The 12,390-nt window shown below is 61.1% G+C and carries 10 protein-coding genes; 2 read left to right on the top strand and 8 right to left on the bottom strand.

The window, feature by feature from the left end; genetic code table 11:
• Nucleotides 1-49 precede the first annotated feature (49 nt).
• Nucleotides 50-1,069, top strand: a complete 1,020-nt coding sequence (locus tag NA619_RS09780) for a LacI family DNA-binding transcriptional regulator (RefSeq protein WP_255961658.1) — start codon at nucleotides 50-52, stop codon at nucleotides 1,067-1,069.
• Between the two features lie 54 nt (nucleotides 1,070-1,123).
• On the opposite strand, the gene NA619_RS09775 is transcribed toward NA619_RS09780, so the two are convergent.
• On the bottom strand, nucleotides 1,124-2,038 hold the full coding sequence (locus NA619_RS09775) for a LysR family transcriptional regulator (RefSeq protein ID WP_255961657.1): 915 nt from the start codon (nucleotides 2,036-2,038) through the stop codon (nucleotides 1,124-1,126).
• Between the two features lie 146 nt (nucleotides 2,039-2,184).
• On the opposite strand from NA619_RS09775, the gene NA619_RS09770 reads away from it, so the two are divergent.
• Complete coding sequence (locus NA619_RS09770; protein WP_255961656.1) at nucleotides 2,185-3,411, top strand: acyl-CoA dehydrogenase; 1,227 nt, start codon at nucleotides 2,185-2,187, stop codon at nucleotides 3,409-3,411.
• Nucleotides 3,412-3,713: 302 nt separating this feature from the next.
• On the opposite strand, the gene xylB is transcribed toward NA619_RS09770, so the two are convergent.
• The 7 genes from xylB to NA619_RS09735 form a co-directional block, all read right to left on the bottom strand.
• The gene (gene xylB, locus NA619_RS09765) at nucleotides 3,714-5,237 is read right to left on the bottom strand and encodes a xylulokinase (protein WP_255961655.1); all 1,524 of its coding nucleotides are present in this window, start codon (nucleotides 5,235-5,237) and stop codon (nucleotides 3,714-3,716) included.
• Nucleotides 5,238-5,248: 11 nt separating this feature from the next.
• Entirely contained in the window at nucleotides 5,249-6,727 is a 1,479-nt protein-coding gene (locus NA619_RS09760) for a mannitol dehydrogenase family protein (RefSeq protein WP_255961654.1), read from the bottom strand.
• Nucleotides 6,728-6,833: 106 nt separating this feature from the next.
• Nucleotides 6,834-7,937 carry an ABC transporter ATP-binding protein gene (locus NA619_RS09755; protein ID WP_255961653.1) on the bottom strand — a complete coding sequence of 368 codons (1,104 nt, stop codon included), beginning with the start codon at nucleotides 7,935-7,937 and terminating at the stop codon, nucleotides 6,834-6,836.
• Nucleotides 7,938-7,975: 38 nt separating this feature from the next.
• The gene (locus NA619_RS09750) at nucleotides 7,976-8,809 is read right to left on the bottom strand and encodes a carbohydrate ABC transporter permease (protein WP_255961652.1); all 834 of its coding nucleotides are present in this window, start codon (nucleotides 8,807-8,809) and stop codon (nucleotides 7,976-7,978) included.
• Nucleotides 8,810-8,819: 10 nt separating this feature from the next.
• Complete coding sequence (locus NA619_RS09745; RefSeq protein ID WP_255961651.1) at nucleotides 8,820-9,764, bottom strand: carbohydrate ABC transporter permease; 945 nt, start codon at nucleotides 9,762-9,764, stop codon at nucleotides 8,820-8,822.
• Between the two features lie 80 nt (nucleotides 9,765-9,844).
• The gene (locus tag NA619_RS09740; RefSeq protein ID WP_255961650.1) at nucleotides 9,845-11,152 is read right to left on the bottom strand and encodes an ABC transporter substrate-binding protein; all 1,308 of its coding nucleotides are present in this window, start codon (nucleotides 11,150-11,152) and stop codon (nucleotides 9,845-9,847) included.
• 309 nt (nucleotides 11,153-11,461) lie between these two features.
• On the bottom strand, nucleotides 11,462-12,367 hold the full coding sequence (locus tag NA619_RS09735) for an AraC family transcriptional regulator (protein WP_255961649.1): 906 nt from the start codon (nucleotides 12,365-12,367) through the stop codon (nucleotides 11,462-11,464).
• Nucleotides 12,368-12,390 lie beyond the last annotated feature (23 nt).

Raw genomic sequence — 12,390 nt, 5'->3', positions numbered from 1 at the left:
GCGCAGTCCCGTTATTTAGAATTTCTGCCCCTGGTCGCTGGATGTTGCTATGAGTTCTCGCCGCCGTCGTTCCCTGGAACGGGCCACGCTTTCCGATGTGGCCCGCAGCGCCGGTTGCTCGCTGATGTCCGCCTCGCGTGCGCTGTCGCAACCCGAACGGGTATCCGATGCGCTGCGCGAACGGGTGATGACGGCAGTCAAGACCCTGGGCTATGTACCGCACACTGCGGCGCGCAATCTTGCCAGCGCGCGCTCCAATCTGGTTGCGGTGATCATTCCGTCCCTTTCTAACGCCGTCTTCGTCGATACCGTCGAGGCCATTCAGCGGGTGCTGATGCCTGCCGGTTACGAGCTAATGATCGGCGTCAGTCACTATCACCCAGAAGAAGACGAGCGCCTGCTGCGCGCCTATCTGGCGCACCAGCCGGCGGGGCTATTGGTAACCGGCTTCGAACGCAGCGACGCCGCGCGTGAAGTCCTCGGCAGCTACACCAGCCCCATCGTCACGTTGATGGAGCTCAGCGATGCGGAGGAGGAGTACTGCGTGGGTTTTTCGCAGTACGAGGCGGGTGCGGCCATGACCCGTAAGCTACTCGAACGCGGCTATCGCAACATCGCGTTCGCCGCTGCGCAGCTAGACCCGCGGACGCTCCAGCGTGCCGAGGGTTACCGCCAGGTGATGCGCGATGCGTCCCGCTACGATGCCGCACTTGAACTGCTGACGCCGCAGGTGTCATCGATCGGGCTCGGCGCCGAGTTGCTGGACCGGTTACTCGCGCAACACCCAGAGATCGATGCGATCTTCTTCAACAACGACGATCTCGCACTTGGCGCACTGTTCCGTGCGCGCCAGCTGCAGTTGGCGGTGCCAGAGCGGCTGGCGATCGCGGGTTTCAACGACTTGCCTGCCGCGGCGTGGATGCATCCGGCACTGACGACGGTGCGCACCATCCGTGGTGAGATCGGTAAATTGGCGGGGCAGATGTTGCTCAGTCTGATGCGGGGCGAATCGCCTTCGCAACGACGCATCGATGTGGGTTTCGAAGTGGTGATGCGCGAAAGCGCGTGACACGCAACCGGCAAGCGTTGCGCCTGCCGGTGTTTGCTGCATCGACTTTGGCGATCAGTCTGCCTGCTGCGCTGCGGTGACCTGCTGGGCGATCTCGATCATCTGTTCGCGCATCCAGCGGTTGGCCGGATCCTGATCCGTGCTTTCGTGCCAATAGATGTGCGTCTCCAACGGCGGAATCTCGACGGGCAGTGGGATCTGATGCAGATCGTGGCGACGGGCAAAACGCTCCGGCACGGTTACGGCCATGTCGGTGTGCTGGATGACCTGAGTCGCCATCATGTAATGCTGCGAGCGCAGACCGATCTTGCGCTGCTGTCCCATCTTCCCGAGCGCCAGATCGACCATCCCCAGGCCGCTGCGGCGACTGGAAATATGGATGTGAGATAGCGACAGGTATTCCTCGACGCTCAGCTTCTCCTTGGCCAGCGGGTGACCACGGCGCATGGCGCAGACGTAGCGGTCTTCCAGCAGCTTGACGTGACGCACCTGCGGGTCGGTGTTGAGCGGAGCATCCATGGCGAAATCCAGGCGCCCGGCTGCCAGCTCCTTGGTTGTCTCACGGCGCTTGGCGAGCATGCTTTCGATCTTCACGTTCGGTGCCAGACGACGCAGACGCTGGAACAGCGGCGGCAATACGACGGCTTCAGTGAGGTCGGTCATGCTGATGCGGAAAGTCTTGTTTGCCTGGGCCGGGTTGAACGTCCGGCTTTCCTGCACTGACACGCGCAGCAACTGCAATGCATTGCGCACCGGGCCAATGATGTTCTGCGCCATGGGCGTCGGCACCATGCCCTGTGCGGTGCGCACGAAAAGCGGGTCGTTGAAGGTTTCGCGCAGGCGGGCGAGGGCGTTGGAAACGGCCGGCTGGGTGATGCCGACGATCTGTCCGGCACGGGTCAGGTTCGCTTCGGTGTAGATGGCGTCGAAGACGATGAAAAGATTCAGATCGACCTTGTTCAGGTTCATTGTTGTGCTCTCCGGCGTGTATCGGAATTCGCCGATCATATATCGGTGATGAATGTTTATACACGAGGAAAATAGCTTAGATAAATCGCCAGGCCTCCTCTAGCATTCAAAACTACAAAACATTACCTGCCAGAAGGTTGTCGCCCATGGATTTCGCCTACTCACCGAAGGTTCAAGAGCTGAGAGAGCGCGTGCAAGCGTTCATGGATGCTCACGTCTATCCCGCGGAAAAAGTCTTTTACCAGCAGGTTGCAGAGGGCGATCGCTGGCAGCCGACCGCCATCGTCGAGGAGCTCAAGGCCAAGGCCAAGGCAGAAGGGCTGTGGAATCTGTTCCTGCCGGAGTCGGAACTGGGTGCCGGCCTGACTAACACCGAATACGCGCCGCTGGCGGAAATCATGGGCAGCTCAGGCCTCGGCCCTGAGGCGTTCAACTGCTCGGCGCCTGATACCGGCAACATGGAAGTGCTGGTGCGCTACGGGAACGAAGAACAGAAGAAGCAATGGTTAGAGCCACTGCTGCGCGGTGAGATCCGTTCGGCGTTCGGCATGACCGAGCCGGGCGTGGCGTCGTCGGATGCCACCAATATGCAGGCTCGTGCCGTTCGCGAGGGTGACGAGTGGGTCATCAACGGTCGTAAATGGTGGACCTCTGGCGCCTGCGACCCGCGCTGCAAGGTGATGATCTTCATGGGCCTGACCAATCCGGATGGGCCGCGCCATCAGCAACACTCGATGATTCTGGTGCCAATGGACGCACCAGGTCTCAAAGTGCTGCGTCCGTTGCCGGTGTTCGGTTATGACGACGCACCACACGGCCACGCCGAAGTGCTGCTTGAAAACGTGCGCGTGCCATACGAGAACGTCCTGCTCGGCGAAGGCCGCGGCTTCGAGATCGCCCAGGGCCGCCTTGGTCCAGGCCGTATTCACCACTGCATGCGCTCGGTAGGTGTCGCCGAACGCGCGCTTAAACTGATGTGCCAACGCTCGGTCGACCGCACGGCGTTTGGCAAACCGCTGGCGCGCCTGGGCGCAAACTTCGACCACATTGCCGAGTGCCGGATCGAGATCAACATGGCGCGTCTGCTGACGCTAAACGCCGCCTACATGATGGATACCGTCGGCAACAAGATCGCAGCGAGCGAGATCGCGCAGATCAAAGTCGTGGCACCGAACGTGGCTTTGAAGGTGATCGATCGCGCCATCCAGATTCACGGCGGCGCTGGAGTTTCCGAAGACTTCCCGTTGGCACACTGGTGGGCCATGCAGCGCACCCTGCGCCTGGCGGACGGCCCGGACGAGGTGCACCGCGCATCGATCGCCAAGCACGAGCTGGGCAAATACATTTCGCGGGAAATGCTGCGCAGCCGCTAAGCCATCGGTAGGTCCGAGCAAAAAGTAAAAGCAAAGCCACTCAAGTGGCTTTGCTTTTTTTATGCACCGACAGTTGAGCTACGAGGTGCGAGCTTTTGCAAGTGACTGCACCAAGTCCCTTAAAGGCGACACTGTGCTCAGAGTGACCGCAGGGTGGGCTTCGGCCCACCGGCGAGGTGCTTGGTGGGCTGAAGCCCGCCCTGCGACCGGCGCGCTGCCCGTAGGTGCGAGCTGGGCCTTCAGCACGAATGATTCCGAGCCCGGGCTCGCTCGACGCCCGGCTCGAGAGCAGAGCCGGTTCATCACGGCGTGACTGTCGTCAGATCCGGCGGCGTGCGTTGACCATAGGTGGCGCTGACCAGATCCCGATAACGCCGGTAGGCCTGTTCATAGGCGTGAACGGCTTCGGGTTCAGGCTCGACCGCGGTTTTTTCGTCAAGACTTACGCAACGGTCGCAAAGCTCGATAAGGCTGGCTTGAGGATCGCTTTGTCTGGCGTGACACCATGCGGCCTGTATCGCACCACCCAGCGCCGCAGCCTCACTATGGGACGTGCAGACCACCGGCGTGGCCATCATATCGGCGACGATCTGGCGCCATTGCGGGTTCTTCGCGCCGCCGCCGATCAGCTGAATACGTTCGCTGCGAATGCCGCTTTCGCGAAGCAGATCCAGCCCGTAGCGCAGGCCGAACGTCACGCCCTCAAGCACAGCGCGGCAGAGGTTGGCGCGGGTCAGATTGTCGGTTGTCAGGCCGTGCAGGCTGGCGGTGGCCTGGGGCAGTGCGGGGACGCGCTCGCCGTTGAGGAAGGGCAGGAGGGTTACGCCTTCTGCGCCGATGGGCGACTGCACCACGAGGTCGTTGAACTGGTGTAGATCGAGCTCCAGCAGGTTGCGAATCGCCGCGTTGGCGTTAGTCAGGTTCATGGTGCAGATCAGCGGCAGCCAACCACCGCTGGACGAGCAGAACGTGGCGACCGCTGGCTGCGGGCTGATTCGTGGTTCTACAGCAAAGGCGTACAAGGTGCCGGACGTGCCGAGGCTCATGGTGATGGCGCCGGGGCTGATATTCCCCGTACCGATGGCGCCCATCATGTTGTCGCCACCCCCGCTCGACACGATGGCGTCCGGGTTCAGGCCCAGGCGATGCGCCAGTTCCGGACGGAGCCTGCCGACAGCTTCATCAGGGGCGATCAGCTCCGGCAGCGCGGCTTCGAGTCGCCCACTGGCATCGATATGCCGCAGTATTTCCATGTCCCAACGCCGGCTTCGGACGTCGAAGTAACCGGTGCCGGATGCATCGCCGTACTCGCTGCAGCAGCGGCCGGTCAGCCAGTAATTAAGGTAGTCGTGGGGCAGAAGAATATGAGCGATACGCTCGAACAGCTGTGAATGTTGTTCTTTCATCCACAACAGCTTCGATACCGTGTACCCCGGTGCGATGACCACACCCAGCCGCTCAAGCGAACCGCGTTCACCGGCCAGCCACTGCAATAGCCGCTGGTTTTCCTCGGCGGACTCGGTATCGCACCAGAGCTTGGCGGGCCTAAGAACCTGGCCATCGCGATCAAGTGTGACCAATCCGTGTTGCTGACCAGAGACACCGATCCCGTGCACCTGATCGCCCGTCACCCCGGCGTCGGAGAGCGCCGCCGCGGTTGCCGCTTCGAATGCAGCCGTCCATTGCTCGACGTGCTGTTCGCGGCGGCCGTTCGCGCCGCTGATCAACTCGTGACCGGCCGAACCCTGGCCGAGCACCTTTCCGCTGACTGCATCGAGCAGCAATGCCTTGGTGCCCTGGGTGCCGCAATCGATACCGAGAAACATGGTCTGCTCCGTCAGCGGGTCAGCAACAGATCGAGGGTACCGCTCACGCCTAATGTGGTCAGACGCAGCAGGTTGCGCTCGAACGCCTCGCGGAACGCCGGCGAGCGGCCTATGTGATTGCCGAAGATCTCTTCCCGCCCGAGCAGGCGCTCGGCAAGCCCTTCATCCTCTTCCACCAGCGACTGGCAGAACTCCGCCCGTGGATCTGGGATCCGGTAGCGGTCACCGTTCTCGTCGACGCCGCGTAGATACAGCGCCCAGGCCGCCACGACCAGTGCTGCGCGATCAAGATTGGCGCCGTCAGCGATCAGGCGGTCGATGGTCGGTACGCTGAACTTGGGGAACTTCGACGAGCCGTCGGAACAGACGCGTTCCAGCTGGTCGGCGATGGCGCAATTGGAGAAGCGTTCGATCAGCGTCTGCTTGTACTGGGTAAGGTCGATCCCTGGCACGGGCGCCAGCTGCGGGGTGACGTCCTCGTCCATGTACTGGCGGATGTACTCGACGAACAGGGGGTCGGTCATGGTTTCATGGACGAAGCGATAACCGCGCAGGAATCCCAGGTAGGTCAGGGCAAGGTGGCTGCCGTTGAGCAGCTTGATCTTCATTTCTTCGTAGGGCGTGACGTCGTCGGTGAACTGCACGCCGACGTTCTCCCAGGCCGGTCGGCCGGACACGAACTTGTCTTCGAGCACCCACTGGACGAAAGGCTCGCAGACCACCGGCCAGGCATCGTCAATGCCGTGTTGCTGCTTCAGATCCTTGCGATGGGCCAGGCTGGTCATCGGCGTGATGCGATCAACCATGGCGTTTGGAAAGCTGACATTGCGCTCGATCCAGGTCGCCAGTTCGGTATCGACCAGGCCGGCGAAGGCAAGCGTCGCCTTGCGCGTGACGTCGCCGTTGTGCGGCAGGTTATCGCAAGACATCACGGTGAATGCCGGCAGCCCCTGTCCGCGACGTTTGGCCAATGCTGCGCACAGCAGGCCGAATACGCTGATCGGGGTTCGAGGATTCTCTACGTCGTGCTGGATATGCGGCAGCTTGGCGTTGAATTCGCCCGTGCTGTCATCCATGCAATAGCCGCCTTCGGTGATGGTCAGCGAAACGATTCGGATCGCCGGATCGGCGAGTCGGGCAACCACGGCCTCGGAACCGTCTTCGGCCACTAGCAGCATCTCGCGAATGCTGCCGATCACGCGGACCTCGGTATCGGGCCGGTCGTCGAGTTCAACCAGGGTGTAGAGGTAATCCTGCGAGGCAAGTGCGTCGCGCATGGACGATTCGTCGGCGCGCGTGCCAATGCCGCATATGCCCCAGTCGAGCCCTTCGCCCGTGTTCATCAACGCATCGGTGTACGCCGCCTGGTGGGCGCGATGGAAGCCACCTACGCCGATGTGCGCGATCCCCGCGGTGACGTCGTCCAGGGCGTAGGCAGGACGTGCGATATGCGCCGGCAGCTGTGGCAGATTCTGTCGTTTCAACTTCATGTCAGGCCTCGCTGGGCGTGAGAATAGAAAAGCCGAGGGCCGGATCGCTGCCATTGCGGGCGCGGCGATCTGGCGGTAATTGGAGGGCTGGATTTCCGAGGGCGGGTCAGGCCACCTGTTGCAGGGATTGGCCGACCGCAAGACCGTTGCCGTCGAACAGATGGCAATGGTCAGCGTCCAGGCTCAGCTTCAGCGATTCGCCGTAGCGGGGGGTGAAGTCGCCCCGGATACGCATGGTCAGCGGCTCGTTTGCCTGGGTGATGACATGGCAATAGGTGTCGCTGCCCAGTCGTTCGCTGACGTCGGCTTTGACTTCCAGCTGGCAGTTGCCGTCGGTGCTGCGGTTGAGATGCTCCGGACGAATGCCCAGGGTGACGGCGTCTCCCACGGCTAGGGAGGGGCCGCTGCGCGGAAGGTACAGCCGGCAACCAGCGTCCAGTTCCACTTCGCAGCCGGTGGCCTCGACCCGACTGATGCGGCCTTGTAGAAAGCCCATCTTGGGCGTGCCGAGAAAGCCGGCTACAAACAGGTTGGCGGGGTTGTGGTAGAGCTCCATGGGTGAGCCGACCTGCTCGATGCGTCCGCCGTTGAGTACGACTACCTTGTCCGCAAGGGTCATGGCTTCGACCTGATCGTGAGTCACGTAGATCATGGTCGCCTGCAGCTCCTGGTGCAGGCGCGAGAGCTCCAGGCGCATCTGCACGCGCAAGGCAGCATCGAGGTTGGACAGGGGCTCGTCGAACAGGAAGACCTTGGGGTTACGCACAATAGCGCGGCCAATGGCGACACGCTGGCGCTGACCACCGGAGAGCTGGCGTGGCTTGCGCTCGAGCAGCGGCTCCAGTTCCAGGGTGCGGGCGGCTGCCTCGATCTTGCGGGCCACTTCCTGCTTGTCCGCACCGGCCAGGTCCAGAGCGAAGGACATGTTCTTGCGCACCGTCATGTGCGGGTACAGCGCATAGGTCTGAAACACCATGGCCAGGTCGCGCTTGGCTGGGCTGACATCGGTGATGTCGCGTCCATCCAGTTCGATCCGGCCGCTGCTCACTTCCTCGAGGCCGGCGATCAGGCGCAGCAGGGTGGACTTGCCGCAGCCGGATGGGCCGACGAAGACCACGAATTCGCGATCACGAATGTCCAGATCGATGCCCTTGATGATGTCGTTGCCGTCGAAGCTTTTCTTCAGGTTGTGGACTTTCAGGTCTGCCATGTTCGGAATCCTCTATTGTTCTTCTCAGCTCGGCGGCGTTATTTCACAGCGCCGAACGACAGGCCGCGGACCAGCTGCTTCTGGCTGATCCAGCCGAATATCAGAATGGGGGCGCAGGCGAGGGTGGATACGGCCGAAAGCTTCGCCCAGAACAGCCCTTCAGGGCTGGAGTAGGACGCGATCAAGGCGGTCAGCGGGGCAGCATTGGAGGACGTCAGGTTCAGCGACCAGAATGCCTCGTTCCAGCACAGGATCAGCGACAGCAGCATGGTCGAGGCCAGCCCGCCCTTGCTGATCGGCAGCAGCACGCGAATCATTTCCTGCATCAGCGTGGCGCCGTCCATACGCGCCGCTTCGAGGATGTCGCGCGGGATGTCCTTGAAGTAGGTGTAGATCATCCACACCAGAATCGGCAGGTTGATCAGCGTGTAAATGATGATCAGCACTGCGCGGCTGTCCAGCATGCCGAACTGCTTGGCCAGCAGGTAGATCGGCACCAGTACGCCCACCGGCGGCAGCATCTTGGTCGAGAGCATCCACAACAGCGTGCCCTTGGTGCGCTTCGTCTCGTAGAAGGCCATCGAGTAGGCCGCAGGTATAGCAATCAGCATGCCCAGGGCTGTGGCACCGAAGGAGATGGTCACCGAGTTCCATGCGTACTTGAAGTAGCCGCTGCGGTCCTGGATCTGCAGGTAGTTTTCCAGCGTCGGCGTGAAGATGAACTGCGGCGGCGTGGCGAAAGCGTCGATCTCGGTCTTCAGGCTGGTCATCAGCATCCAGAAGATCGGGAAGAACAGCAGCAGCGCCACGGCCCAGGCGAACACCCCGACCACAAGGGTATTGAGGCGGCGACTTTGTTTGAGCGTCAGCATCGGTCTGTCCTCAGTATTTTTCGGTGAGATTCTTGCCGAGCATCCGCACCAGGATGATCGCCGCGATATTGGCGATGACCACCGCGATCAACCCGCCGGCCGATGCCATGCCGACGTCGAATTGGAGCAGTGCCTGGGTGTAGATCAGATAGGCAAGGTTGGTTGAGGCATAGCCGGGACCACCGCTGGTAGTGGTGAAGATCTCGGCGAAGACCGATAGCAGGAAGATGGTTTCGATCATCACCACCACGGCGATCGGGCGTGCCAGATGCGGCAGGGTCAGGTGCCAGAAGATCGCGATGGGGCCAGCGCCATCGAGGCGGGCGGCTTCTTTCTGTTCCTGGTCGAGGGACTGCATGGCGGTCATCAGGATCAGGATCGCGAAGGGCAACCATTGCCAGGACACGATGATCACGATCGAGGCGAGCGGGTGCTGGGCAAGCCAGTCGATCGGCTGGGCACCGAAGAATTTCCAGACCGCGGCGAGAATGCCGGATACGGGGTGATAGATCAGGTTCTTCCAGACCAGCGCGCTGACCGTCGGCATGATGAAGAACGGCGAGATCAGCATCACGCGAACGATCCCGCGCCCGGTGAAGTCCGCCGCCTCCAACAAAGCCGAGATCAAAACACCGAGCACAACGCTGATCAGCAACACGCTGCCAACCAAGATCATCGTGTTGGTCATGCCGGGCATGAAGCCGGCATCGGTCAGAAAGTAATGAAAGTTCTCCAGTCCGACGAAATCGTTTTCGCCGGGATACAGCAGGTTGTAGCGGATCACCGAGAAGTAGACGGTCATCGACAGCGGAACCAGCATCCACAGCAGTAATAGTGCAACGGACGGGCTGACGAGGAACCAGCTGGGGCCGAAGCGGCGTGGCTTACGCTCGCTCGGCTCGCTTGCCGTTTCGGTGACAGGTGCCTTGGGCAAGGCTGCGGATGAGGTGGCCATGGGGGTGCTCCGGCTGTAAGAAGGCCTTAAGGGCTCGGGCGAGCCCTGTCCGGTGTTCACCTTCGGTTAGAAGGGGTTACCTACTTGGGATAACCGGCGCGCTTCATTTCCCGCGTCGTGGATTGCTGCACCGCGGCCAGCATCTGCTCGACCGGCATCTGTCCGGTGAGGGCGGCTGCAAACATTTTGCCGACTTGGGTACCGATGGCCTGGAATTCCGGGATGGTCACCAGCTGGATGCCGACATAGGGAACCGGCTTGGCCGATGGAGAGGCGGGATCAGCCTGCTTCAACGACTCCAGGGTGATCTTGGCGAACGGCGCTGCGGCCATGTACTCGTCGTTGTAGGTTGATTCGCGCGTACCCGGCGGCACGTTGGTGACGCCATCGGTTTCGGCGACGAGCTTGGCGTAGTCCTTGGAGGTTGCCCAGGCGGTGAACTGCTTGGCTGCGTCCTTTTGTTGCGAGCTGGTCGGGATTGCCAGCGCCCAGGAGTACAGCCAGGCGGAACCCTTGTCGGTGTCTTCCTGCGGAGCAAAGGTGAAGCCCACCTTGTCGGCGACCTTGCTTTGCGATTCGTCAGTCACGAAGGAACCGGCGACCGTTGCATCGACCCACATGGCGCACTTGCCGCTGTTGAACAGGGCCAGGTTTTCGTTGAAGCCGTTGCTTGAGGCGCCCGGTGGGCCGTACTTGCTCAACAGATCCACATAGAAGTTGGCGGCATTGGTCCATTCAGGCCCATCGAACTCCGGTTGCCACTTCTCATCGAACCAGCGCGCACCGAATGAGTTGGCGACCGTCGTGACCAGCGCCATGTTCTCGCCCCAACCGGCCTTGCCGCGCAGGCACATACCGTATTGGTCTTCGCCGGGCTTGTGCAGCTTTTCAGCGAACCCGGCCATTTGCGTCCAGGTGGGATGTTCGGGCATGTCCAGACCGGCCTGCTCGAACAGGTCGGTGCGGTAATAGGTCATGGAGCTTTCGGCATAGAACGGCAGGGCGAACAGCGTCCCGTCTACCGACAGGCCTTCGCGGACCGAAGGAAATACGTCGTCCAGATCGTAGCCTTCTGGCAGATCCTTCATCGGCGCCAGCCAGCCCTTGTCGCCCCAGAGCGAGGCTTCGTACATGCCGATCGTCAGCACGTCGAACTGGCCGCCGTCAGTTGCGATGTCAGTGGTCAGGCGTTGGCGCAGCACGTTCTCTTCGAGCACCACCCAGTTGAGCTTGATATCGGGATTCTGCTGCTCGAAGGTCTTGGAGAGGCGCTGCATGCGGATCATGTCAGCGTTATTAACGGTGGCGACGGTGATGGTTTCGGCGGCCTGCGAGATACCAGTAGCGGCGATGCAGGCAGTGGCAAGCAGCAAGTTGCGTGTTTTCATTCCTGGACTCCTCTTCCACAGCAGGGCCGTGGAAGCGCTTATTGTTTTTGTTGTTGCCCGCGTACTGCGCTACGAGCGTCTCGCGAGCATTACAACGCTGGGGGTGGCAGGGTCACAAAGCCCTGACTGCACTCGTTTAGGTACTTTTTTGCACTCCAGTCGACGGCTTGCTTCCACCTGTGCTGAACGGTAAAAACCGTATAAAAGCACGCGCTACCGCTCAAGGACGAGGCTTTCGCCCCGACGCGGCTCAAATGGCGGTAGGCAAGTGAGCAATTTGACGTCAGGCCTAGCCTGCTGGGAAGCGTATCAGCCGACCAGGTTCTGCTCGGTTAGACGCTGCTCGACGAGGCGGCGATAGCACGATGGCGTCATGCCCTTGAGTTGCTGAAAACGCCGATTGAAATTGGAGAGGTTGTTGAAGCCCGATTCGAAACAGACGTCCGTAACGGGTTTGTTCTGATCCAGCAGCAGCTCGCAGGATTTGCTGATGCGCAGGCTGTTGACGAACTCCACGTAGCAGCGGCCAGTGGCTCGTTTGAAAAAACGCGAGAAGTAAGTGGGTTTCATGCCGAGGTGGCCGGCCACCTCTTCCAGCGGCAGCTCACGCATGTAGTTGTCGAAGATGTAGTTGACCGCCATGTTGGTCCGGTCGGCATGGTTCTCATCACCGAGTTGGGCTGATGTGGCGCCGGAGAGCAATTGGTAGTCTTCGCAGTTGGCCAGCAGCTCGAGCATGATCAGAAAATAGCCAAGACGGGTTGCACCGCGGCTGTCGGCTATCTGTTGCATCAGCTGGCGCGCCTGCGCGATCGTGGAGGCGCAGCGAAATTCGATGCCGTAGCGCGAACGCTCAAGCATTGGCGTAAAGCCGCGAAGCTCTGAAAAGACCGAGTGACCTGCCTCGAGCAACTCGTCTGTAAAATTGACCAGCATGTCCCGCTTGGCCACCACTTCACCTTCGTCTATCTGACTGATCCAGTTGTGAGGGAGATGTGGCCCGGTTAGAAACAGGCTGTCCGGACCGAAATTACCTACGTAGTCGCCAACGAACACCTTGCCCGCACTGGCGACAATCAGGTGCAGCTCGTATTCCTTGTGGTTGTGCCAGCGCACCAGCGGACAGGGGAAACCATGTTCGCGGTAGATCAGCGAATTGCCGTGGTGATCGTCCATTAGCTCGTAGGACGGGTCGGAAATCTTTAACGCTCTCATACAGGGTCCGTTGTCGTGAAACG

Origin of the sequence: Stutzerimonas stutzeri (assembly GCF_024448895.1) — a bacterium.
GTDB lineage: Bacteria > Pseudomonadota > Gammaproteobacteria > Pseudomonadales > Pseudomonadaceae > Stutzerimonas > Stutzerimonas stutzeri_Q.
This window is presented reverse-complemented; position numbering and strand designations above follow the sequence as displayed.